Annotated in this window: 13 protein-coding genes; 5 read left to right on the top strand and 8 right to left on the bottom strand. The window is 67.1% G+C overall.

The features are described 5' to 3' along the window. Positions 1–346 precede the first annotated feature (346 nt). The 4 genes from AC4HIX_RS13725 to AC4HIX_RS13710 all read left to right on the top strand — a co-directional run bounded on the left by AC4HIX_RS13725 (position 347) and on the right by AC4HIX_RS13710 (position 4,939). Positions 347–1,363, top strand: a complete 1,017-nt coding sequence (locus AC4HIX_RS13725; RefSeq protein ID WP_490399354.1) for an AraC family transcriptional regulator — start codon at positions 347–349, stop codon at positions 1,361–1,363. 389 nt (positions 1,364–1,752) lie between these two features. After that, a complete protein-coding gene (locus tag AC4HIX_RS13720; protein ID WP_490399353.1) occupies positions 1,753–2,550 on the top strand; it encodes a sugar transferase in 798 nt (265 codons plus the stop codon). Between the two features lie 159 nt (positions 2,551–2,709). Then, a complete protein-coding gene (locus AC4HIX_RS13715) occupies positions 2,710–3,561 on the top strand; it encodes a CpsD/CapB family tyrosine-protein kinase (RefSeq protein WP_475047026.1) in 852 nt (283 codons plus the stop codon). 136 nt (positions 3,562–3,697) lie between these two features. Further along, entirely contained in the window at positions 3,698–4,939 is a 1,242-nt protein-coding gene (locus tag AC4HIX_RS13710) for a GumC domain-containing protein (protein WP_490399352.1), read from the top strand. A 110-nt stretch (positions 4,940–5,049) separates the two neighbouring features. Here the strand turns inward: AC4HIX_RS13710 and AC4HIX_RS13705 are convergent, their stop codons facing one another. Then, positions 5,050–6,420 carry an oligosaccharide flippase family protein gene (locus AC4HIX_RS13705; RefSeq protein ID WP_490399351.1) on the bottom strand — a complete coding sequence of 457 codons (1,371 nt, stop codon included), beginning with the start codon at positions 6,418–6,420 and terminating at the stop codon, positions 5,050–5,052. Between the two features lie 237 nt (positions 6,421–6,657). Between AC4HIX_RS13705 and AC4HIX_RS13700 the strand changes: the two genes are divergently transcribed. Then, complete coding sequence (locus AC4HIX_RS13700; protein WP_490399350.1) at positions 6,658–7,863, top strand: glycosyltransferase; 1,206 nt, start codon at positions 6,658–6,660, stop codon at positions 7,861–7,863. Positions 7,864–8,030: 167 nt separating this feature from the next. Here the strand turns inward: AC4HIX_RS13700 and AC4HIX_RS13695 are convergent, their stop codons facing one another. The 7 genes from AC4HIX_RS13695 to AC4HIX_RS13665 are packed head-to-tail and all read right to left on the bottom strand — an operon-like array spanning position 8,031 to position 25,007. Then, positions 8,031–8,867 (bottom strand): glycosyltransferase family 2 protein, encoded by an 837-nt coding sequence (locus AC4HIX_RS13695; RefSeq protein ID WP_490399349.1) that lies wholly within the window; start codon positions 8,865–8,867, stop codon positions 8,031–8,033. After that, positions 8,864–11,368, bottom strand: a complete 2,505-nt coding sequence (locus AC4HIX_RS13690) for a hypothetical protein (protein WP_490399348.1) — start codon at positions 11,366–11,368, stop codon at positions 8,864–8,866. The genes AC4HIX_RS13695 and AC4HIX_RS13690 overlap by 4 nt, the downstream gene beginning before the upstream one ends. Continuing rightward, positions 11,365–12,300 carry a hypothetical protein gene (locus tag AC4HIX_RS13685; RefSeq protein ID WP_490399392.1) on the bottom strand — a complete coding sequence of 312 codons (936 nt, stop codon included), beginning with the start codon at positions 12,298–12,300 and terminating at the stop codon, positions 11,365–11,367. Before AC4HIX_RS13685 ends, AC4HIX_RS13690 begins: the two co-directional genes overlap by 4 nt. Further along, complete coding sequence (locus AC4HIX_RS13680; protein ID WP_490399347.1) at positions 12,300–12,989, bottom strand: 4'-phosphopantetheinyl transferase family protein; 690 nt, start codon at positions 12,987–12,989, stop codon at positions 12,300–12,302. Before AC4HIX_RS13680 ends, AC4HIX_RS13685 begins: the two co-directional genes overlap by 1 nt. After that, positions 12,986–17,548: a MupA/Atu3671 family FMN-dependent luciferase-like monooxygenase gene (locus AC4HIX_RS13675; RefSeq protein WP_490399346.1), complete on the bottom strand. Its 4,563-nt coding sequence runs from the start codon at positions 17,546–17,548 to the stop codon at positions 12,986–12,988. The genes AC4HIX_RS13680 and AC4HIX_RS13675 overlap by 4 nt, the downstream gene beginning before the upstream one ends. Continuing rightward, a complete protein-coding gene (locus tag AC4HIX_RS13670; RefSeq protein WP_490399345.1) occupies positions 17,545–18,561 on the bottom strand; it encodes a glycosyltransferase family 2 protein in 1,017 nt (338 codons plus the stop codon). The genes AC4HIX_RS13675 and AC4HIX_RS13670 overlap by 4 nt, the downstream gene beginning before the upstream one ends. 5 nt (positions 18,562–18,566) lie before the next feature. Further along, positions 18,567–25,007, bottom strand: coding sequence for a type I polyketide synthase (locus AC4HIX_RS13665; RefSeq protein ID WP_490399344.1), 6,441 nt, complete (start codon positions 25,005–25,007; stop codon positions 18,567–18,569). Between the last annotated feature and the right edge of the window lie 171 nt (positions 25,008–25,178).

The raw sequence follows: 25,178 nt of genomic DNA, 5'->3' as shown, positions 1-25,178 counted from the left end.
GAGCGCTCCTGGACAGGCCCGGATACCCGTTTGGAGAGGGTCCTGTCCGTTGGTATGCCCGTCATAGGCTATATCGTCCGGGAATTGTTCAAATGACAAGCTTTGAAGCTCTGCGTCACGGACGGAAAATCCAGTATCATCTTTCTGTGGCCAGTCCGGGACAGCACCTGCCCGGCGGAGCGGCCGCAGCGCAGCAGAAAGGCTGCACCGCGCCGGCACTACGGACTGACTGATGGCAGCACGCCTGCTCTGAACGTCCGTCTGCGCCGGATCCATCAAGTCCGGACCGCGGCTTTGGCCGCAATCACCGCAACCGGCCGTGACAGCAACAGGAGAGACCGCAGACATGCCCGCCGCACCGGCACCGCACAATGCAATATTTGCCCAGCTGGCCGCGCGTCATCTGCTGGCACAGGGCTTTACCCCTGCCGCAGTGTTCGCTGGAACGGGGTTCGGCCAGGGCTTGTTGAACCAGGAAGAGCCTGCCGCGCCCTTTGCCGCGATCGCCGGTCTTTTCAGCCGGGCCGCAGAGCTGTCGAAAGATCCCCTGTTCGGCTTTCACCTCGGCTGCCGCAGCGACCTGCGCGCGGCGGGCCTGCTGGGCTACATCGCCCGCACCTCGCCGACCGCGGGGTGCTTCCTGCGCAATATCGCGCGGTATGCCGGGGTAATGAGCAGCGGCTGGGAAGTGGATACGTCCCGTCTCGCGTCTCACGGAGAGTTCGCCTGGTCCTGCAAAGCGGCCTCCGGCCAAAAGGCGGATCAGTACATCGAATTCCTGGCGGCGCTGTTCTTCACCGCCCTGCGCGAGGCCGCCGGGACCCGGATCGAGCCGCAGCAGGCGGCCTTTGCCCATCGGCACCGCCGCGGTGTCGATGAGATGGCGGCCTACTACGGCTGCCCGGTGCGGTTCGGCGCCGCGGCCAGCTGCGTTGTCTTCAAACCGGAGGATCTGGACTTGCCGCTGCTGAGTGCCGACCGTCTGCTCTTGCGGGTCTTGCGCGCCTATGGCGACCAGATGCTGCACGGGCGGGGGCTTGGACGCGGCAGCACCGATCTGACAGCGCAGGTCGAAGAAGCGGTGTCCGCCCGGCTTTCCGGCGGTTCGGCGTCGCTGGCAAATGTGGCGGGGGATTTGGGCATGAGCCCGCGCACCCTATCGCGCAAGCTGGCACGGGCAGGCACCAGCTACTTCACCATTCTTGAGGAGTTGCGCAAGGCTCTGGCGATCCGCTATCTGCGGGAGAGCAGGCTTTCGCTGTCCGAAATTGCCTTCCTGCTCGGCTATTCCGGCCTAAACAGCTTCAGCGAGGCCTTCCGGCGCTGGACAGGGCAAAGTCCGGGCCAGTTCCGGGGCGGCTGACCGGTGCAAATCGCGCTGGGCTTGCTTCGATTCTGCACCTGATTTAACTGGATTAGGAACAATTCCGGGAATCCCCAGGAAATTGTTTCCGCCCGCACCCCTTGCTGGCGGCTTTTTTGGGGGTTTCCGGGCGCCTTTCCACAATTTGCGCGAATTTTCTAAAATTTAGTTTAACTAGGGGTGACTGCCGGAATGCAGGGCCGCCAAGGATTTAGGCGGAGCACAATATGGACGCGGGCGCGTGGGGGCGCGCCCCGTTTTGGAACCTGAAAATCAGTAGAGGCGTTCTGCGGCCCACGGCGCGCGGGATACCGGTTTGAGTTTATAACCAGCCGCCCTTTTCAAGGGGGCGGTCCAGCCAAGTTCGGGCTGGAAAACGGGGGTTTGAAATGAAAGACATGGTTCCCGATGGGGCGGGTCTGTCTTTTGCGCAGTTCGAGCAGAAGGCCAGGCAGGGCGCAATAGCCCGCCGGTCCTTGCAGCAGTTGCGCTTGCAGCCGGCCAATATGAACACAGGCCTGACAGGTCTCGCGGTGCCCCGCCTGCCCGCTGTCCGGCCCGCGCGCAGCGCAGGCGGCAGCGGATACTGGAAGGCAGGCAAGCGGGGCTTGGATTTGCTGCTGGTGGCCGTCAGCCTGCCGTTGACGCTGCCGCTGATCGCGCTCTGCGCCGCGGCACTCTGGCTGGAGGGCGGGCGGCCTTTCTACACCCAGCCGCGGCTGGGCCGCGGCGGCAAGGTGTTCCGTATTCTAAAGCTGCGTACCATGGTGCGCGATGCCGACGCCTTGCTGCAGCATTACCTGGCCACCGATCCGGCCATGCGCTGGGAATGGCAGCAGACGCAAAAACTCAAGAACGACCCGCGCATCACCCGCGTGGGGCGTGTGCTGCGGATGACGTCGCTGGATGAGCTGCCGCAGCTTTGGAACGTGATCAAGGGCGACATGAGCCTGATCGGCCCGCGCCCGATGATGCCGGAGCAGCTGCCGCTTTACGGCGATACCCGCGCTTACTTTGCGCTGCGCCCGGGTATTACCGGCATCTGGCAGGTTTCGGTCCGCAACGAAGGCAGCTTTGACAGCCGTGTGCAGGCCGATTTTGAATACTGGGAGGACGTGTCCCTTAGCCGGGACCTGCGGCTGCTTTGGCGCACCGTCGGTGCGGTGATGAAGGGGACGGGATATTAACTTCTGTCTGCTCCGCTGCAGATCTGCGCACCGGGCGCGGCAGCGGAACAGCCAGCCATTGCGGAGGGCGTGTTTGTGAAGCATTTTGCAGTATCAGGGGCTTGTGCTGCCACCCCGGCGCCCGGCCCGCAACAGGGACTGGACAGCGATGAGGACGGGATGAGCGAGCAGGGCTTCAAGCGGTTCCGCCGCCGCCGCTCGGCAGCGGCTGCAGCGCCGCCGTCCGCTGGCGGTTCCGGCGCAGCATCCTCCCCGCCGATGGCGGCACCGGGCACACTGCCTCCGGCGCAGCTGCCGGCAACCCTGCCGGAGCCTTGGGACCTGATCCGCCAGGGGCCGTTCGACCCGGTGGTGCAGCGGGCAGCGCGCCTGCCTCTGGTCAGCCGGTTCCGCACCTCGCCTGCGGCCAAATCCTTTGACCTCCTGCGCACCCGGCTGCTGCACACTCTGAAGGAGCGCGGTTGGAAGCGGGTCGCCGTGACAGCGCCCGCAGCAGGAAGCGGCACCACTTTCTCGGCGGTCAATCTGGCGCTCAGCATGGCGCGGGTGCCGGGCAGCCGCACCATCCTGATGGACATGAACTTCCGCCGCCCCGGCGTGGCGCAGGCGCTGGGGATGGCGGCGCATGGCGATCAGGCCGCTTTCCTCTCCGGCAGTATCCGGATGGAGGACCAGCTGCTGCGCCCGCTGCCCTCGCTGGCCGTTGGCCTCAACCAGACTGCGGACCAGGACGCGGCGGAACTGCTGCACAGCGGCTGCTGCGGCGAGGCTCTGGACGAGATGATGCTGCGCTCGGGCGCCGATACCGTGCTCTTCGATCTGCCGCCGGTGCTGGAGCATGACGACACTGCCGCCTTCCTGCCGCAGGTGGACGCCGTATTGCTGATATCGGACGGCACCGGCACCACCGCCGCCCAGCTGGCCGCCTGCGAAAGGATGCTGGCCGGCCACACGGAACTTCTGGGCGTCGTCCTGAACCGCGCCCGCAAGTCGGACAGCCCGCTGAACTGACCGCCGCGGCGTCATAGTTTTGCCCGGTTGCTGTGGTCAAAATCCCGGCACGGGCCGCCGCCGGGCAGGCTGAACCGATACAGACCCAGGCACAGGCAAAGGCATAGGCACGGACTGGGGGCAAGAGAGCAGACAGATGGGGCCGATTTACTCGCTTGGCGATTTTCTGGACATGGTGCGGCGCAGGCTGTTCACCATCGGCTGCGTCTTCGTACTGGGCTGTCTGCTGTCGCTGTGGTTCGCGGCCAAGCAGCAGCATGAGTATGAAACCGCAGAGGTGCTTCAGGTCACCCAGCCGCAGATCGCAGGTGAGCTGGCCAAATCCACCGTCGAAGGGTCTTCTGCCCGCCGTATGCAGCTGATTGAGCAGCGCCTGATGGCCCGCGGCACGGTGCTGGAGGTGATCGAGAAATTCGGCCTCTATGCGGATATGGAGGCACTCACCCAGTTGCAGAAGGTGGCGCTGCTGCGCGAGTCGGTGCGGATCACCGGAGTTGCCGCCGCCCGCGAGGGCTTTGCCGACGATGGCACCATTTCCGTGCTGACCATCACCGCCCGGATGCCCACCGCCGAGCAGGCGCAGCAGGTCGCCAGCGAATTCGGCCGCCGCACGATTGAACTCAGCGTCGCCACCCGCATCGACCAGGCCCGTGAAACCCTCAGCTTCTTTGCCAGTAAGGAGGCCGCGCTGGCCGATCAGGTTGCCGCGCTGGAGGATGAGATCGCCGAATACCGCAACGAAAACGATGTGACCCTGCCGGGGACCATCGAATTCCGCCGGGCCGAGATTGCCGCTTTGAACGAGGGCCTCCTGGAGATTGCCCGCGAGCGGATCGAAATCCGCCGCGCGGCAGATCAGGCCCAGGCCACTGAACGCCCTGCCACCGCCCGCCGGATGCAGGAGGAAGCGGAGCAGCAGCTGGCCACGCTGGCGGCACAGGAGCAGCTGCTGACCCAGCGCAAGTCCGGTCTCGAGGCTTCCCTGCAAACCACCCCGGAGGTGGAGCGCCAGCTGGGTGCCTACGACCGGCGGCTGGAGCAATTGCAGACGGAACTTGCGCAGATGACCGCCCGCCGTAACGAGGCTGAGGTGGGTTTCCGCCTTGAAACCGGCCGCCAGGCAGAGCGTCTGACGGTGATCGAACCGGCGCCGCTGCCCGATTACCCGGTAACCGGCGCCCGCAAGACCAAGGCTCTGATGGGGGCTGCGGCCAGCCTGTTCGCTGCGCTGCTCGCCGCCTTCTTGCAGGAACTGCGCCACCCGGTGCTGCGCACCGCCGCTCAGATGGAGCGGGAAACCGGTCTGTCCCCGGTGGTCTCCATCCCGGTGATGGACACCCGCCCGCCGCGCCGCGGACTGTTCTGGCGAAAGAGCTAGAAATCAGGCACCTTCGCCCGGCCGCCCCCATGGGCGGGCGCTTTGCTTCCGCCCGCGGCCGGGCGCTGCCCTCATCGGTTGACTCGAAAATTGCGGATACTGGCTCGTGATCAGGGTGTACTCAACGCCGCTGCCATGGCCGTGACCTCTTCCCAATGCCAGCTCAACGCCGCTCCGCCTGCCGCAACAGCGACCAGCGCAAAACCTGCATCATGCAAAGGGTCCCAAACGTGATGCCGGCGCGCCAGCCGCACCAGCACCGGGTAGGCTGCCAGCATCGCCAGCCCCAGCGCCGCGATGCCGCCCGCCAGCCCGAACCAGGCCACACCGCCCAGGAACAGCGCCGTCTGCAGGCAGGCGCGCGCCGCAGAGAACACAAAGAACCCGCGGCTGTCGCCTGCCGCCAGCGCCGCCTGGTCGTAGGTCATGGTGATCACCGCCGGCGCCAGCGCCAGGGCAATCAGCACGATCATCGGCCCGGCCTGCAGATACCTGTCATCATACAGCAGCTGCGCCAGCCACGGCCCAGCCCAGGCCATCACCAGCAGCAGTCCCAGGATCGCTGCGGTCAGACCGCCGCGCAGCTGCCGCTGCCGCCGCAGGTTTTCAGGCGCTTCCCGCACAGGCTTGTCGCGGTAGACCGGGATCATCAGCCGCTGGTTCACCGCATGGCCCAGCAGCATCGGAAAGCTCGCCAGGAAATAGCCGATGTTGTAGACCCCCAGCACTTCAAGCGGCACGAACTTCCCCAGGATCGCCCGGTCCCCCTGCGAGGTCAGGAACCAGAAGGCGGTCGACAGGAAAATCCACTTACCGAAATGGATCAGCTCCCGCGCGGCGGCCTTCTCCCAGCGGAACCGGTTGGCCGCGCCCGGCAGGCCGTAGTGGCACAGCGCCAGCTTGGCCGCCGCCTGGATCACTCCGCCCAGCACCAGCGCAATCACCGACTGCGTCGCCAGCGCCAGCGCAATCATCGCCGCCAGCCCGATTACCTGGCCGCCCAGGTCCAGCACCGTGACCCGCCCCGCCAGCAAATGCCGGTGCGCGGTCTCGATCCGCGTCGGGTTGAAGCCCGCAACCGCCAGCCCGGCGCCGGCAATGGGCAGATAGACCAGCAGCTCCGGCGCGCCATAGAACGCCGCCGCGGGCCAGGCCAAGAGCGCCGTCAGCGCCCACAGGCCAAAGCCGCGGACCACCTGAATGGTCCAGGCGGTGTTCAGGAACTCAGGATCATCCCCCCGCTTGTTCTGGGCAATCGAAGGCCCGATGCCCACGTCCGAGAACAGCGACAACCCCACCGTCACCACCGTGACCAGCGCCATCAGGCCAAACGCCTCCGGGAACAGGATGCGGGTCAGGATCAGGTTGGAGGCCAGCCGCAAAGCCTGGCTGCCGCCATAGCCGATCATCAGCCAGGAGGCCGAGCGCAGCACCCGCGCCACCATTCCCTGGCCTGCAAAATGCGAAGCAACCCGCTGCATCTTTTCCGTGGCTCCCCAACGTCCGCCACAGCAGGCTAGGGAGGCGGGGCAGGGCCGTCAATCACACGGAGCCCGCAGTGGCGCGAACCGCTCCAGCGGCCCGGAAATGCAGGACAATCCCGCCACCTGTGCCGCATTCTCCACGCCTGCGCGACAAGCGCCACGGGGTGCTGGGCAAGCCGCCAAACCGCCGCTAACCTGCCGTGGAACTTGCCTTTTCAGACGGATCTCCCAGCGATGAAGATTGCCTATGTCCTGAACACCTACCCGCAGCCCTCGCACAGCTTCATCCGCCGCGAGCTGCAGGCGCTGGAGCGTCAGGGCGTGGACATCCTGCGTCTGGCGATGCGCCCCGCCGGCGCAGCTTTGGCCGATCCCGGCGATCAGGCAGAGGCCGCGCGCACGGAGTATGTGCTGCAGGCCGGGGCTTGGCGTCTGCTGGCGGCTCTGGCGCGGGAAGCGGCGGCGCCGGCCCGTTTCGGGCAAGCACTCAGGCTGGCTCTGAAACTGGCCCGGGCCTCGGACAAGGGCGTCCTGCGGCACCTGGTCTACCTGGCCGAGGCGGCCTATGTGAAACAGCGCTGCGCGGCGGAAGGCGTGCAGCACATGCACGCTCATTTCGGCACCAACTCTGCTGCGGTGGCGATGCTGGCGCATGTGCTGGGCGGCTCAAGCTACAGCTTCACGGTGCACGGGCCGGAGGAATTCGATGCGCCGCACGCCCTGTCGCTGGGTGAGAAGATCAACCGGGCCAGCTTCACCGTGGCCGTCAGCAGCTTCGGCAAAAGCCAGCTCAGCCGCTGGGCCGCGTTCGGCAAATGGGACAGCCTCAAGGTGGTGCACTGCGGCATCGAGCCGGACCGCTTTGCGGATCACGCACCGCTGCCGCAGGGGCCGCTGCGGCTGGCCGCGATCGGGCGGTTTGTCGAGCAGAAAGGCCAGATGGTGCTGGTCCGCGCCATGGCACGTCTGGTGCGGGAGATCCCGGACCTGCATCTGACACTGATCGGCGACGGGGAGATGCGCGCGGATCTGGAGGCGGAGATCGCCCGGCAGGGACTAGGCGGCAACATCACCCTGACCGGCTGGCTGCCGGAAGACGGCGTGCGGACAGAGCTGGCCCGGTCCCACGCGCTGGTTATGCCCTCCTTTGCCGAAGGCCTGCCGATGGTGGTGATGGAGGCGATGGCCGCCGCCCGTCCGGTGGTCGCGACATATATTGCCGGCACGCCTGAACTGGTCGTGCCGGAGCAAACCGGCTGGCTGGTGCCGGCCGGGGATGAGGCCGCATTGGCAGAAGCCGTTCTGGCGCTGGCGCAAACACCGCCGGACAGGCTTGCCGCCATGGGACAGGCCGGCCGCGCCCGGGTGCTGGAGCGCCACGACAGCGTAGGCGAGGCAGCCAAACTCGCCGCGCATTTCCATGAGGTCATCCAGCATTAACCGCGGGAGCTCTCCCGCCGGTCGCCGGCGCATCTATGAGATGCACCGCTCCCGTTGGGCCCGGCTCAGCGCACGTGGCGCTGAGCCTGGCCCAAGGCCGCCAAGGGTGCGCTGGCGCAGCCAGGGCATCCTGCGGGCGCGGGAGGGCTTCGTCTTTGCAGGCGCAGTCAGCGGCCGCGGGCCCAGCGGGACCGGGAGGCAAAGAGAGGCGTTTTGACCGCAAGGGCAACTGCGCTGTAAATCAGAAACCCGGCTGGATCCGTCACCAGCAGCTTCAGAACCGCCCCACCGTCCGGCGGCCGCTTGCCATCGTTCCGCATCAGCTGCGGAAACCTGGCTGCCACTTCCGCCACCCCGGCATTCTGCCGCCGCCGCACCCGCACCAGGTTTCGGAACCCTTCCACCATCGGCCAGCTGTAGCTTGCCTCCACCTGCACCCGCTCCGCCGGGGTAAAGCTCAGCCGGGCGAAGATGTCGTCAGCGATGATATCGGGCCAGTCCCCCCAGCGCTCCCGCCCGGCGCGGTTCATGGCAAAGATGCCAAATCCCGGCACGCCGCGGGAAAAGAACGGCAGCCGTGTCCACAGCCGCGCATAGGCCCGGGTCACCGCACTGCGGGCAGGGGCCACCTGCGGGCGGCCGCTGGCATAGCGCGGCGCGCCATCCGCCAAGGCCTCAGCCAGTTGCGGGATCAGCTCGGGCGAGACCCGCACATCGGCATCCAGATAGATCAGGATATCCCCGCGCGCCGCGGCGTCGCCATCCGTCAGCGCCCGCAGTTTTCCGCCCTCCGGCTGCTCCAGCACACTGAGCGCCCAACCGGACGGAGGCTCAGCCCCCCGGGCCAGCGCCGCGGTCGCGTCGGTGCAGCCATTGGCCAGCACCAGCACCTCACCCGTCATGCCGCCCGGCAGCGGCTCAGAGGCGAACACCGCCTCCAGGCAGGCCGCGATATAGCCCGCCTCGTTATGGGCCGGGATCAGCACCGACACCCGGGGGGTCATTTCACCGCCTCCAGTGCGTCCCAGCGCGGGTTGGCGTCGCTCAGGGTTCGCAAGGCCCCCCAGCTGCCCCATTTACCAGGCACCCCCACATCGGCGTAGGCGGTGAACAGCGACCCGCCAAGCGCGCGCCAGCCCGCCAGCAGCTCACGGTAGAGCGCGCCCATTTCGGGCGTATAGTTGAAGTGGGTGAAAAAGCCGGTCAGCGTGCTGTCCTCCACCATCGGGCCGATGCCGACCACATGGCTGCCGCCCTCATACATGATCAGTTCCAGCCCGTGCTTTTGCGCGACGCCCGCATGATACGGCAGCACCCGGCCCAGAAGATCCGCCAGCGTGTCGGCGCTGTCGCCCGAGATCAGCCCGTCGCGCAGCTCGGCCCCTGCCTGGGCTGAGGCCGCATCATACTGGTGCCGCTCGATAAAGTCCGCCGCCGCCGCAGCTGTCAGCCCGCGCTCGGCGGCAACCGCCCGGGCCTGATCCCGGCTGGCGGCGATCCAGGCGCGGACCTGCCCGGCGCGGTCCTTCAGCCCAAGGATACCGCCGAAATAGCCGGTTACCGCATAGGCGTCGAAATAGGCCGCAGGCGCCAGCCTGTCTGCCCGTTCCGCTTTCCACAGCGGTGCCGTCAGCACCTGTTCCTCCAGCCCCAGCCAGCCGGTCTGCGAGGAGATCACCCGCACCAGCCGTTCGCTGTCCGCCCCGAAAACCTCTGTCCAGATCTGCGCGACCTCTGCCGCGCGGCCGCCATAGAACTGCATCCAAAGCCCCTCGCCGCCCCAGCGCGCCTGCGCCTGGGCATCCGCCCAGGCGGCCTGCTGGAATTGCCAGTTCCAGACTTCGTTGGAATATTCCACATAAGCGCGCAGATCCTCGTCCAGCCCTTGCTCCGCCAGCCGGGCGAACTGGCGGACATAGCTGTCGTCCGCCATATGCGGCATGGTGAACCAGGGATCGGCGCCCAGCGTATTGGCCAGCGCCACCATCACCTCAACCGGCACGCCCTTTAGTGCCCAGGTGTAGTCGCGGGGCAGGGGGCGGTCCTCCCAGCCTGTCTGGCTGGAGTCATTTGTCGCCATCCAGTCCATGAACCGCAGCGCGGCAAACCCGTCCAGCCGGTCCAGCCACAGCGGATTGAACAGGGCGCCGCCGTCAAATGCCGCCAGATGCTCTTCCTTCACCACGGTGATATTGCGGACGTAGCCGCCATCCCGGCCCATACGCTGGATGCGGATCTCCACCGGGCCGGGGCCAGGAGTGAAATCAAACCGCACCTCGCCCTTGCCATAGCGGACGTTTTCCGCACGGCCCGAAACCTCGACGATGCCAGCGCCATCAAACCGCAGCACATAGCGGCCTCTCAACGAAACCGCGTCCTCCGGCAGGTCGGTCAGGATCACCGTCCCGATCGAGCCCAGCTCCGGCGGGATCGCAGTGGGCCAGCCGTCGGCGTCAAGATAGCCCGCGGCCAGCAGGTCGCCGTGATCCGCGCCGCCCCAGCGCCCGGGCAGGTGGCCGACCCAGGGCCGCGCGGTTTTGAAATGGTCCAGGAACGGCGCCTGGGTGCTCCAGTCGGCAATGCCCGCCAGGTTGATGGCGATGGGCTGGCGGGCGGGTTTTCCTGTCAGCTCCGGCACGTCTTCCAGCACCGCAGCATTCAGCACGGGCAGCACCGGATCCTGCGGCAGCGCCGCCGGTTCCGCGGGCAGGGCTGCCGTGCGCACGCTGTCGCCTTGTGACGCGGCCCAGGCAATGTCCTGCAACCGCTCCGCCAAACCAGGCGGGGGCGCCGGGTAGGGTTTGCCCCAGCGGTCAGCCAGCCGGTGCGGCAGGCCCGCGGGGTTGTCGCCGGTCAGCACCGCATATTGCAGCAGCGCCAGAAAGTAGAACCCCGTGGCGTTGGGGTGGATGTCATCGGCAAAGACATCGCGGATGCTGCTGAGCCCCGGCATCGTGCCCGCGCGGATCGCATCGTCGAGCCGCGCCATAGCCTGGCCCGCGGGCAGCAGCTTCACATCACCGCCGGTGGCCGTATTAACCTCATCCACCACCGCCTGCCAGCGCGGCAGATCCTGCTCCAGCCGCTGCCGCCAGGGCGCATCCGCGCCGTCGTCAAAGGGCACATCGGCGCCGGTGCCGCTGTTCAGGCTGTGCCAGGTTTCCTGCAGATAGAAGTCCACCGCCGGGTTCGCCGCCCGCGCCAGCTCATAATAGCGGGTGACGGCGCCTCCGGTATCGCTCCACTTCAGGTGATTGGCCAAGGGGATCGCCTCGGTCACGATCACCGCATCCGCTGGCTGGCGCAGCCTTTCACGTGAATCAACGCCCTCCGCCGTGCTGCTGTGCTGCCAGTTGTAGCTGAGCGGCGCGCCATTGATGATCTGCGCCTCCACCGTCGCCTCAGCGCGCGCGTCGAGCAGCTGCTCCAGCATCTGCGGATTGTCCGGACCGAACAGCGAATGGCCGATCATCACAACCGAAGTGATCAGCGCATCCAGGTTCATGCCGGTGCCCCCGCCGCGGTCAGACCGGTACGGGGCAGGCGGCGCACCACCTGCCAGACGATCTGCTGCACCTTGGCCGCCGCCTCAGCGCTGAAGGCCTCTGCCGGGGTGCCATCGGCGCGGCTCAGTTCATGCGGCAAGCCGACGGGAGAGCGCTGGTACAGCACCGCGTAATGCGCCAGCGCCACCGCATAGGCGCCCAAGTCATTGATATGGATCGTGTCCAAGTCCCCGTCGGGCGTGCGTGCAAACAGCGATTCACGTGAAGCCAGGCCCGGGATCTCGCCAGCCTCCGCCGCCCGCACCACCGCCGCCAGCACCTGGCCGCCGGGGATCAGATACACCGGATGCTGAGGATTGCGGCGGCTGTCCGCTGCCAGCAGCTTGCCGACCCACAGCGCCTCCAGATCGCCGTCAACCCGCTCCAGCCAGCCGTCGGGATCATCCAGCCGGTGCCAGGTCTCATAGAGATACAGGCGGGTCTGCGGCGAAGCCTTGCGCGCCAGATCGGCCCATTTCCCCAGATACTTGGCCGCATCGAAATACTTGATTGCGTCGCGCAGCTCGACCATTTCGGTCAGCACCACTGCGCCGTATTCACCCGACCCGATGGCCTCCCTCGCCTCCCGGAAGGCCGGCGCGCGGTTGGCCGTCTCAAAATTAAGGATATCCTCCCCCGGCTCCCAATGCGCCCGGAGAGAGGTGCCGGACCCAAGCTGGCTGTTAAACCCGTGCCCCGCTGGCGCCAGCTGCGCCAGCATATACGGCATGTCCGGCCCGACCAGCGAATGGCCCAGGTGAAACACCTTCAGCGGCCCCCCCGGCGGGGTCAGCGGCGGCGGCACCGGCACGGACCGGCTGCGGGTTGCAAACACCATCAGCCCCAGCGTGGCGGCAGCAGCCCCCAGCGCCAGAAACCCGCGCCGCCCCATCATCCGCGCCCCCGGATTTCCGCCGTGGTCATGATCAGTCCGGCCCCGACCGCAAACCGCCCGCCAACCGCCTCGCCGCGCAAAAACGGCGGCCGGTCGGCGGTGAAAAACGCCTGATAGGCCCCCGCCGCCAGGTCGAATTCCAGCTCCATCCCGTCAAAGCCGTAAAACGCCCGGCTCAGCGTGTATTGGGCTTTGTAGGCCGCTTCCTTGGCGGAAAAGATCACCTTGGCCATCTGCCCCGGATTGTCCTGGCCCTTCAGCCAGGCCTGTTCCCGGTCCGAGCAGATCGCGGGCAGCAGCTCATCCTTCAGCGGCGTGTCTTCCTCCACGTCGATGCCCAAGGCCTGCACCGCGCCCTCCCGGGCCAGCACCGCCATGGCGCAACTCTTGGTGTGGGTGATCGAGCCGACCACGCCCGCAGGCCAGACCGGCGCCCGGTCGCTGCCGACTTGCACCGGGGCAGGGGGGAACCCCAATTTCCGCATCGCCTGATGCACCGCGGCCCGCCCGGCAGCAAACTCGTTGCGCCGCTTCTTCACCGCATTGGGCGACAGCCCCGCGGCCTCCGCGGCCAGGGGTGCTGGCGGCGCGCCCAGCGGGTCGGCCCCGGCCAGCGCCACATCGGCGGCAAAAAGCGGCCGGACCAGCGCCAGCCGCTCTGCCAGTTTGCTGTTGTCGTTGCTCATCCAGCCCTTGCCCTGCGGTTTGCCCGCATCGCCCGCCGTTTCGACATGGTGTCGGCGCGGTCCGGCCCTGCGGTCTCCTGCGGCTTTTCTTCCGTATTTGCCGGGGTGCCTGCAAGCCCTTCGATATGCGCCGCCAGCCCCGCCAGTGTGGGGAAGCGGAAGATATCGGTGATCGACAGCGCCGACGTTTCCAGTTCTGCGCGCAGCTCCCGGTGCGCCTGCACCGCCAGCAGCGAATGGCCGCCGAGCGCAAAGAAGTTATCTTGCGCCCCGATGCCGCTGACACCCAGAATGCGTCCCCAGACCGTGGCGATCCTGGCCTGCGCACCTGCATCCAGCGGCACCGCTGGCACGGCTTCGGTCCGTGCCGGCTGCGGGTCCGGCAGCGCCTTGCGGTCGATTTTCTTGTTTGGAGTCAGCGGGAAAGCCTCCAGCGTGACGATATGCGCAGGCACCATCACCTCCGCCAGCCGGGCCGCGAGCGCCTGTTTTAGAGCGTCCTCGGACACCGGTGCAGAGGCGGTGACATACCCGATCAGCTGCTCGGCCCCTGCTTCACCGCGCGGCACCACCACCGCGCCGGTCACACCCGGCTGCGCCGCCATCGCGGCCTCAATCTCTCCCAGCTCAATCCGCTGGCCCCGGATCTTCACCTGATGGTCGGTTCGGCCCAGGAACGCGAGCCGGCCATCCGCCGTCCAGCGCACCAGATCACCGGTGCGGTACAGCCGGCCCTCAGCGAACGGCGCGTTAACGAACCGTTCAGACGTCAGCTCCTCCCGCTGCCAATACCCCGCGGTGACACCCGCGCCGCCGATATACAATTCCCCGGGAGTCCCCGCGGGGACAGGCGCTCGTTTTTCGTCCAGCACATAGACCTGCGTGTTGGCAATCGGTGTGCCAATCCCAGCCGTCCCCGCGGGGACAGCAGAGATTTTCTCCACCGTCGACCAGATCGTCGTCTCGGTCGGCCCGTACATGTTATGGATCTCCGCCCGGGTCGCCGCCCGCAGCGCCTGCACCAGATCACCGGGCAGCGCCTCGCCGCCGACCAGCAGATGCTTCAACTGCGCAAGGCAAGCGCTGGCATCCGCATCCGCGGCAATCATCCGCGCCATCGACGGCGTGCACTGCATGTGGCTCACCCCATGCCGCACGATCTGCGCCGCCAGCGAGAAGTCATCCGCCGCAAGCTCCTGCGGCGCGTTCGACAGGCGCAGCACCTCGGCCAAGGGTTTCAGCCCCTCCAGCACCACCTCCGGCGCGATGCCATAGTCGATCAGGCAGGCCACCTCATCCACACCGATGCGTTTCAGCTGCTCCACCCGCTGGCAGGCGTCCTGGATGGTGCCGAACAGACCGGAGTCCTCGAAATAGCGCTCGAACGCGAAATCGAGGATGGCTTCCAGTTCCTCCTCCGACAGCATCCCCAGGTCCATCTCGAACGGGTTGTTCACCCCTTCGGGTTTCTTGAAGGCGGGGAAAGCCCAGGCGTATTGCTTGATCAGCCCGGCGGCGGAGCGCAGGTAGTCCTTCATCGGCTCCCGCGCGACCCGGCGGGCCTCCTCGCGGGTCTCCGCCAGATAGCTGTGCAGCATCAGCGTGACCTTGAAATCCGCGGGGTCGTGGCCTGCCTCACGCAGGGCCTCGTGGTAGATGCGGATCTTGCCCGCGACCTCATCAATGCTCTGGCCCAGCAGGTGGGTCAGCACATTTGCCCCGATCGCCCCGGCCTCGCGCCAGGTTTCCGGGTTGCCCGCGGTGGTGACCCAGACCGGCAGCTCCTTGGAGACCGGGCGGGGCTGGGTCAGAACGCTATGCTCGCCGCCGTCCTTGCGGGGGAAGGCCACTTCCTCGCCGCGCCAGAGCTTGCGCACGGTTTCAATGGTTTCGAACATCGCGTGTTTGTTGGCGGGTGGTGTGTTCTCTGGGCGCAGGATGAAATCGTCGGGCTGCCAGCCGGAAGCAAAGCCGATGCCCGCACGCCCGGCGGTCAGGTTGTCGATCACCGCCCATTCCTCGGCAATCCGCGCCGGATGGTGCAAGGGCGCGACGCAAGAGCCGGAGCGCACGCCGATATTCTGCGTCACCGCGGCGACCGCGGCACCCGTTACCGACGGGTTCGGATATGGCCCGCCAAAGGCGTGGAAATGCCGTTCCGGCGTCCAGACCGCGTTGAAGCCGTGCTGGTCGGCAAACTTGGCGCCCTCCAGAAGCAGGTGGTATTTCTGCGGCCCCGGCCCGTCGTCATTGCCCCAGTAAAACAGGTTGAAATCCATCTTGCGGTCCGACAGGGCCACCGGCCCCTTGGACAGCTCCAGCCGGCTTTCATCGCTGGATAAGACCAGCTTGAAGCCGCGGGTGAGGGTCCAGAACAGCTCCAGCACCGAGATGTCAAAGCTGAGGCTGGTCACCGCCAGCCAGGCGTCTCCGGGCTGGTGCGGGATGCGCTGATCCATGCCGGCAAAGAAGTTCGAGACATTGGCATGGGTGACCATCACCCCCTTGGGCAGGCCGGTAGAGCCGGAGGTGTAGATCAGATAGGCCAGATCGCTGCCGGTGGCGCCGCCATCAAAGTTTTCTCCGGTCCCCGCAGGGACAGTTTCAATCTCCAGCACCTGCGCGTCTGAGGCAGGCAGGCTGCCCGCCAGCGCGGCTTGCGTCACGATCACCTGCGCCTGGCTGTCGGCGATGTAATGCGCGATGCGGTCGGCGGGGTAGGCGGGGTCCAGCGGCACATAGGCGCCGCCGGCCTTCATCACACCAAGCGCGGCAAACACCAGCTCCGGCGCGCGGCGGATGTGGATGCCCACATGGCTGCCCGGTTTTACGTTCATTTCACGCAAGAGTCTGGCCACCGCATTGGCGCGGGCATTCACCTCGGCATAGGTGAAACTCTGGTCCTCGAAGACCAGCGCGGTGGTGTCCGGGGTCTTTGCGGCCTGTGCCTCGAACGCGGCGTGGATGGTCAGACCGGCGGGGAAGTCCGTTGCGGTCTGATTCCAGTCCTCCAGCAGCAGTTTGCGCTCAGCCTCGGGCAGGACCGGAAGATCTGCAACCGGGCGGTTTCCGTCCCCGGCGATGGCGCTCAGAACCAGTTCCAGCCGGGCGGCCAGCAGGGTCGCAGCATCTGGCGTGAGGGTGGCCGCATCGCAGTGCAGCGCCATGGCGCCACCTGTCACGGCGACGGTGGCGGTGCAGCCTTCGACCGCGGTATCCCGGCCAAGCATCAGGCCGATGCCGGGCATGGCCTGCGCCGGAATCTCCGGATCGCGGGCGACCAGGTCTTCGGCAAAGCCGCCGGATTTCCGCGCCTTGCCAATCTCTTGAGCGGTATGCTCCACGAGGGCCGCAACGCTGTCTTGCCGCCGGGCCTGCAAGGGCACCCAGGCTGAGATCAGGCCGGGCAGGCCCTCCATTCCTTCTACGGACAGCGCCACATCCCCGGTTTCGCCGCTGTTGCTGAGCAGGGCAAAGGCAAGCGTAGCAGCGGCGGCATGCTCTTCGCTTAGACCCGCAGGCATTGAAATTTCACGGCGGATGGAGCCGCTTCCACCCGCATCCAAGGCCAGCGGCACCTGCACCGGCTGCATCGCCGCAAGCCGCTGGCGCCAGTGGCTTTCGCCGGTTTGGACCGCAGCAAGACGGGCGGTGAGAGCCTTGGCCTCTGCTGCGGTCAGGGAGGGAACCATGTCTCCGGCTTTGACCAGTTTGGAGATGTCCAGCGGTTGGCCCGCGGGTGTGGTCAGGCGGGACAGGGTCAGGGCGCAGTCACCAGTGGCGATTTTTATGCTGGCTTTACCGGTCTCAAGCACGGTGCCCGGCTCGCCACTGCCCTTCGCAATTTCCGCGCTGCCGGCCAGAACAACGGTCTCGCCAACGCGCAGCTTGGCGGCGCACAGCGGGTTCCAGTAGCCGCCGGTATCGAGCGCCCGCACCAGCCGGGCGAGTTCCGCCGAAGGGCGGGTGAAGTCCAGCATACCGCCCGCGGCCGGGAGGTCGGATTTTCTGAACAGGCGGCGCTGGCTCAGGTCTTGTTTCCGGCGGCTCAGATCGCCGGTTTCCAGCTGGGTGACGACCTCGCCAAAACTGTCCATCGCCGCCGCATAGCATTTGGAGTTGAGGCTGAAAGCGGTCTCATCCGCCGCCACGTCGAACATCCGCTGGGCCAGGATATCGCCCTCGTCGACGCCGCCCTCGATCATGTGCCAAGTGATGCCGTGCTGCGGCTCGCCGTTGATCAGCGCCCAGTTGGGGGTGTTGAGACCCGCATAACGGGGCAGGGGTCCGTCGTGGAAGTTGACCGCGCCCTTGGCGGCTAGGGCCAGCACATCATCCGGGATCACGGTGAGGTTGGCTATCGACAGCAGCCAGTCGAAACCGCCGGTCAGGCCGGCGGGTTTATCCAGCAGTTCCAGCCCCTTATCCACGGCCCAGGCGCGGATGTCCGCGTCCTGCGAAACCACCGCCCGGATCTGGTGGCCGCGGGCGAGCAGCGCGTCGGCGCAGCCGATCAGAAGGGATTCATTGCCGATCAGGGCACAGGTGAATGCGGTCATTTCTGCTCCTTTGCAAGCGGAGAAGGGAGGCGCGTTTCCGAAGGCGGTGTGCGGCGCGGCGCAATCAGCGCGCGCAGGCTGTGCAGGCAGAGATCGCGCAGGAAATGCGGCGGATCGGCCTGCGGCTTGTTCTGGATGAGGCGGCGCAGGCCGTAGATCAGGCTGCCGCTGATGCGGGCCAGGGTGGCTGCGGCGGCATAGGCGCGGCCGTGATTTTTGACAAAGTAGTGCAGGCGCGAGTCGAACCAGTAGCCGGGCGTGCGCTGCCAGCCCCTCATCCCGGTGGAGGCGGAGCCGATGTGCGCAACCTCGCTGGCGGGCACATAGTGGGTGCGCCAGCCCGCGCGGGCGGCACGGCGGCAGAGGTCGGTCTCCTCGAAATAGAGGAAGAAGGTCTCGTCGAAACCGCCCACGGCTTCGATCACCTCGCGGCGGATCATCAGGCTGGCGCCGGCGGTCCAGTCGACTTGCACCTCGCCCCGCGGCATCTCCATCGCCACCACCCAGGGTCTTAGGAGGCGGGTAAAGATGCCGGTGCGCACGCTGGCCTCGAACTCCCCCGCGACAGAGGGGAAGCGGAAGGCGGTGCGGTGCGGCTCCCCATCGGTTCCATGCACATAGGAGCCGGCAAGCCCCGCGCCGGGGCGTTCCAGCAGGAAGTCGCGCAGAGTGCGGATGGTGCTGCCTTGCACAAAGGCGTCGGAGTTCAAGAGGTAATAGAACTCTGGCGCGCTGCCGTCCGCGAGGCCCGCCTGGATGCCGATGTTCATGCCTGCGCCGAAGCCGCCGTTGACCGGCGAGGCCAGCAGCCGCAGCCGCCCGCTGTCCAGCCAGCCGCGGGCCTCTGCCTCTTTGCGGATATGGTCAAAGGAGCCGTCGCCGGAGCCGTTGTCGATGATCAGCAGCTCGCCCGGCAGCTCCTCCATCTCGCGCAGCGCGGCCTCTGCCGCCTGCAGGGTCATTTCCGGCGTGCGGTAGTTAAGGAGGATGGTGAGGATGCGCTGCTGGCTCATGCCGGTCACTCCGCGGCCTGGGCATAGCGGGACCGCCCGGCGGCGGCATCAGCGGCGTCCAGGCGGGCCTTCACGCCTGCAGCCAGCACGCTGACGTTGGGGACCAGTACCATACTGTCGTGATCGCCCGGCACCTCGGCCACTTGGGTGTCCGGGGCCCATTTGGTCCAGTCGTTGTCGTCAAACACATACTCGCGCTCGCCGCTGACCCAGTTGCCGTTTGAGACCTGCCATTTGCGGTCCAGCGGCGGCCGGAACAAAGTAAGCGGGCCGTGCCAGGGTTTGAGGGCATAGGCCTCCACCGCGGCGCGGAAGGCCTGTTCGATCTTGCGGTTGTTGAATTCCGGCCGGGCGCCGGTCTCCGCCGGGCTGGCACGGCGTTTCTCAAACTCCCAGGCGATGCGGTTCCGGGCCCATTCGCCAAGGTAGCCCAAGCCCTTGCTGCGCAGTTCCGCAAGTTTGATCAGGGCCTTGTCGCGGCGGCTGAGGGCCGGGCGCACCGGCAGTGGCGTGTCCAGCAGGATCAGTGCGGCGGTGTCCTGGCCCTGGTCCTTCAGCTGCTGCGCCATCTCATAGGCGGTGATGCCGCCGCCGGAGAAGCCCCCCAGCAGATAGGGGCCCTCGGGCTGGATCCGGCGGATTTCGGACAGGCAGCTGCGGGCGGCGTCTTCAATCCGGCTGTGCGGGGTATCGTCGCCCACCAGCCCCTTGGCCTGCAGGCCATAGACCGGGCGGTCCTTGCCGACCTGCAGCGCCAGATGGCGCAGGTTCAGCACATTGCCGAACATGCCCGCAACCAGGAAGAAAGGCCGCCGCCCGGTGCCGTCGCCGGGATGCAGCTGCACCAGATGGGTATACTGCGGCTGTTCCTGCGCGGTCTCGGGCGCGTCCCCCGGTTCCGCCGCCACGCCGCCGCCGGTGCGCTCGATGATCCGCTCGGCCAGTGCCGCGACGCTGGGCGCCTCGAACAGCACCGACAGCGGGAACTCCACGCCAAAGCTGCGTTTGACCTGCGCGAACAGCCGCACCGCAATCAGCGAGTGGCCGCCAAGGTCAAAGAAGCTGTCCTCGATCCCGACCTGCGACATGCCGAGGAGCGCGGCAAACAGCTTGGCCAGCTCCTCTTCCACCGGGTTGCGCGGCGCGATGTAGTCGGTGTCGAGCTGCGGGCGGTCGAAGGTCTGGGCCTCAGCCTCCGCTGGCGCGCTTTGGCTGGCCTGGGCGATCAGCGCCGGCAGGTCCAGCGAGGACACCACCACCTGCGGCAGGCCGGCGGCAATGGCGCGGGCCAGGGCCCCGCCGCCTTCTTCCGCCTTGATGCCATTGGAGATGTTCAGCTGCAGGCGGCGTTCTTCGGGCGAGAGCGGCTGGGCGCTGGGGGCGGCTTCCAGTCCCAGCTCAGCGGCACTGGCGTCGGGCTCAGCCGCTGCGGCCGCGGCGTCGATGCCGGAGGCGAGGCGCTGCATACGGAAGCCTTCAACCTCGGCAAGGATGGTGCCCTCCGAATCTGTCAGAGTGACGTCAAAGACCGCAGAGGTGCTGTCCGGCGCGCTGGCCAGCCGCACGTGGCTGCAGATTTTTGGGGTCAGCGGGGCAAAGACGCGGATCGCACTGTAAGACACCGGCACCCACAGGGCATTTGCCTGGTATCCCGGGATCAGCCCCATTGCCCAGCCGGTCGCCAGGTCCATCAGGCCGGGATGCAGCAAAGTGCCGTCCTGCGCCGCAGCCTGCGGCAGGGACAGGCAGGCAATTCCTTCACCCTCGCCCAGGGCGGCGCGCTCCAGCACATGCCAGCGCGGGCCAAAGCGCAGATGCGCCTCCTGCGGGGATTGCAGGCGCCCGCCGACAGGCGCCTGCACCTCCGGGCATTGGGTGAAAATCTTCTGGAGGTTGAGTGCAGCGGGGCGTTCTGCCGCCGCTGCGAAGGCCAGCAAAGCCTGACAATTCAAAGAGTAACCATTTGTATACGCCGAGTAAATAAACAGTTCATAACCATTTTCTTTAGCTTCTAGCTTAACCAGAACCGTCTTGGGCGCACCGTCGTCCACGATCAAGGGGCGCAGGAAGTAGAGGTCGCGGATTTCGAACGGCGCTTGGACGCCCGCCGCCGCCAGCGCCTCCGCTGCCATCTCGATGTAGCCGGTGCCGGGCACCAGGGCGGTGCCATCCGCGGTGCGGTGCTCGTCCAGCAGCCAGTCGCCGGTGCTGAACCGGGGGGTGAAAATGCGGTTGCCGGCGGCGTCGAAGCTTTGCTGCTGCAGCAGCGGCTGCGGGCAGGGCTCCGGCGTGCTGACTCCCGCGGCGCTGTTGCGGGCGCTCATGGCGTCGGCGGCCATGCCGGTATCGGCCCAGACGCCCCAATCCACCGCCACAACACGGGTTTGCCCGCCTGCGCGGTGCTTGGCCCAGGCGTTGAGGTATTCGTTGGCGGCGATGTAATCCACCTGGCCCGCGGGCCGGGTCACGGCGGAGGAGGAGGAGAACAGCACCAGCAGCTCCAGGCTGCCGTCCGGGAACACCGTGTCCAGCGCGCGCAGCCCGCTCACCTTGGGGGCCAGAACGCGGGCGATCTGGTCTTCGTCCTTGGCCAGCAGGGGACCGTCGTTGATGACGCCGGCACCGTGGATCACACCTGTGAGCGGACCGTTTGCGGCCTCGGCCTGCTCCCTTGCGGTGCTCAGCTCGCCTGCGTGGCAGACGTCTGCGGCCAGCGGCAGCACGGTGCCGCTGCCGGTTTCCTCCAGCGCTTTGACGGCGCGGATGCGCCGGGCGGTGCGGTTGGCCGGGCTGTGGCTGCTGAGATACCGGTCCCAGCTGTCGCGCGGCGGCAGGCCCTCGCGCGAGATCAGCGTGATCCTGGCCCCGTAGTCCTGCATCAGGTGGCGCGCAACGGCCAGGCCGATGCCGCCATAACCGCCGGTGATCAGGTAATGGCCGCCCGGTTCGAAGGGTGGTGTTTCCGGTTCAGGCAGGGGCTGCGGGCGCCAGCTGAGTTCGAACCGCTTCTCCCCGCGCCAGGCGGCGGAGGTGTTTGCGGGCTCTGCCATCAGTTCTTCCAGCAGGCGCGTGGTAAGGTCCGTGTCCGCCGGTTTGCGGGCAAACAGGCCCCGCGGCGCCTCTGGCAGTTCGATGTCCACGGCGGTGCAAGTCAGCCCCGGCAGCTCGCGCGGGATCACACCCAGCGGGCCTGCGATCATTGCCTTCTCCGGATAGGGCAGGGCCTCGTCCCGCACCTGTGCAGCGCCGGTGGTGAAGACGGTCATATGCACCGGGCCGGGCAGATCAGCGTTACCCAGTTCCTGCGCCAGCGCGGTCAGGGAGTGGAACCCCATCTCCAGATTGCGGTCAAAGAAGGAGGAGCCGGGGCGGAAGGCTTCCTGTTCCGTCACCAGCCAGAAATGCGCGATGCGGTCCGGCAGTTTCCCGGCGCCGGCCAAATCTGCCAGCAGCGCGCCATAGGCGGCGCGGCCCTGCTCCGGCGGCAGGATATAGGTGTTGGGCGAAAGCTGCGCGTAGGTGTCGCCTGCGCGCACCCGCGCAACGGTGTGGCCTGCGGCCTCCAGCCGGTCTGCGGCGCGGGCGGCATGGCCTGCGTCATCCTCGAAGATCAGCCAGGTGTGCGGCTCTTGGCCCAGCTCCTGCAGCACATCCAGGACGCAATCGGCCAGACGCGGGCGCCAGGCGGGGCGGTAGCCCCAGTCTTTGAGGTCGTCGTGGCGCTCCGGCGCGGGGTCTTCCTCCTGCGCCGGTTTGCCCGGCTCGATGAAATAGCGGCTGCGCTGGAAGGCATAGCCGGGCAAGGGCAGGCGGTTGCGCCGCGCCTCGCCCCAGATCTGCTCCCAGTCGGCCTCCACCCCGCAGGCCCAAAGCCGGCCGATGACGCCAAAGAAATAGCTATCGTCCATCACCTCTTGGTCCGGGTGGCGCAGGGAGCTGAGCACCTGGCCCTGTTTTACCGCGGGCGACATCTGCGCCAGCGCGCTGAGCGCCTTGCCGGGGCCGACCTCCAAGAACACGCGGCCCGGGGTTTTGGCGAGGGTTTCGATGCAATCGGCATAGCGCACGGTGTTGCGCAGCTGGCCCACCCAGTGATCGGCGCTGGTGGCCTGTTCCGCAGTCAGGGCAGTGCCGGTGCGGTTGGAGATCACCGGCAGCTTGGGCGCCGCCAGGGTCAGCGAGCGGATGAAATCGCCATACTGCTGCAGGATACCGTCCAGCATCCGGGAGTGGGCGGCAATGTCGATCTGGATGCGCTGGTGCTCCACCTCGCGGTCAGTCAGCTCCGCCGCCAGACGGTCCAGTGCGTCCTGCGGGCCGGAGACGGCGGTGAGGGCAGGGGCGTTTACACTGGCAATGTCCAGGTCACCGCCGATGAAGGCCTCGACCTCTGCCAGCGGCAGGGCGATGGACAGCATCCCGCCCGCAGGGACGGTGTCAAACAGCCGCCCCCGCAGCAGGACCAGGTCGATGCAGCCCTCAAAGGACACAACACCAGCCAGGCAAGCGGCGGTGTTCTCGCCCATTGAGTGACCGACCAGTGCGGCAGGCTTCACGCCCCAGCTGATCCACAGCTGCGCCAGCGCGTATTCCACGATCATGATCAGCGGCAGCTGCACCGAGGGCTGCTGCAGGCGCGCATTGGCGGCGTCTTCCTCGCCCTCTTCCGGCAGCCAGAGGGCGCGGATATCGTAGTCGAGGCTCTTTTGCAGATGCTCCAGCCCGCGGTCCATCCAGTCGGCAAAGACCGGCTCGGTCTCATAAAGATCCCGCGCCATGCCGGCATATTGCGCGCCGCCGCCGGGAAACATGAAAACCACCTCCGGCGCGTCACCGAGGCGGTCGTGGGTGAAGACCTTGCGCGGATCGTTTTCCTCAATGAGTTGGGCAGCTTCGGCAACTGTCTCCGCCACCAGCACCCGCCGCTTGGCAAAACCGCGGCGGCCTTCCTTGAGGGTGAAGGCCACGTCGGCCAGATCGGCCTGGGGATTGGCCTGCAAATACTCCGCCAGCGCCTGGGTGTTGGCGTCCAGCGCCGCCTTGCACTGGCCGGAGACACAGAGGATCTGGAACGGGAAGTCGCTTTCCTCCGAGGGCGCACGCTCTGGCGCTTCTTCCAGGATCACATGGGCGTTGGTGCCGCCGACGCCGAGCGAGTTGACGGCTGCCCGGCGCGGCCCCTTGTGCGACGCCCAAGGGGTGAGGGCGGCGTTCACGCGAAACGGCGAGGTCTCGAAATCAATCGCCGGGTTCGGCGCCTCAAAGCCCAGCGAGGGCGGGATTTCCTTGTGATGCAGCGCCAGCGCAGTCTTGGTCAGGCTGGCAACACCGGCCGCGGTGTCCAGATGGCCGATGTTGGTCTTGACCGAGCCGATGCGGCAAAAACCGGTGTCCTGCGTGGTGGCCCGGTAGGCGTCGGTCAGCGCCGAGACTTCAATCGGGTCGCCCAGATAGGTGCCGGTGCCGTGGCACTCGACATAGTCGATGGTGTCCGCCGGGGTGCGCGCGACTTGCAGCGCGGCCTGAACTGCCGATGACTGGCCGCCGACTGAGGGTGCTAAATAGCCCGCCTTGTCCGCGCCGTCGTTGTTGATGGCGGAGCCCTTGATCACCGCCCAGATGTGGTCGCCGTCGGCAATCGCATCCTCCAGCCGCCGGAGCGCCACGGCGCCTGCGCCGGAGCCGAAGACGGTGCCTTGCGCCCGGTGGTCGAAGGCATGGCAATGGCCGTCCGGGCTGAGGATCTCGTTTTCCTTGTAGAGATAGCCGCGCCCCTGCGGCAGCTCGATGGTGACACCGCCCGCCAGCGCCATATCACACTCGCCTTCGCGCAGGGCCTTGCAGGCGTAATGCACCGCGACCAGCGAGGTGGAGCAGGCGGTCTGCACGTTGACGGACGGCCCCTTCAGGTCGAACACATGGCTCACCCGGGTCGACAGGAAATCCTTGTCGTTGCCGGTGTGGCGCAGCAGGAACATGCCCACATCGTCGACCAAGGCCGGGTTCGAGCAGAGGTTGAAATAGAAATAGCTGCCCATGCCGCAGCCCGCGTAAACGCCGATGGGGCCGTTAATGCTTTCCGGCGGGTGGCCTGCGTTTTCCATCGCGCCCCAGGCCACTTCCAGGAACTTGCGGTGCTGCGGGTCGAGGATCGCGGCCTCCTTGGGGCTGAAGCCGAAGAACTCCGCATCGAATTCATCAAACCCCTGCAGCCGGGCCGAGGCGGGCACATAGTTGGGGTCCGCCAGCACGGATGCCCGCTCGCCATTTGCCAGCAGGGTGCCGCGGTCCAGCACCTCAATCGATTCAATGCCGTCACGCAGGTTCCGCCAGAACACCTCTGCAGAGCCAGCGCCCGGCACCGTCACCGACAGCCCGACAATGGCAATATCGCCGGAAGAGTTTTTCTTGGCAGCGCCCGCCGCTGCGGATGTTCCATCCTGCATCGTCAATACCTGACCCCACTGGCCCTTCGCAAACAGCCCGGCACGCCGCAGCCAGTCCGCTTCGCGAAACTGGCAGGGCCCGCCGGACGGGTTCATTGTCTGGTGCCGGGGTTTCCCCGGCGAATGCGCCGGCCTTGCGGCATAGATCCCCATCTGGTCCGCAGGGCCGGC

It is taken from the genome of Leisingera sp. (assembly GCF_982940295.1).
Note: the sequence above shows the minus strand (reverse complement) of the source record. Positions and strands in the feature narration are given on the sequence as shown.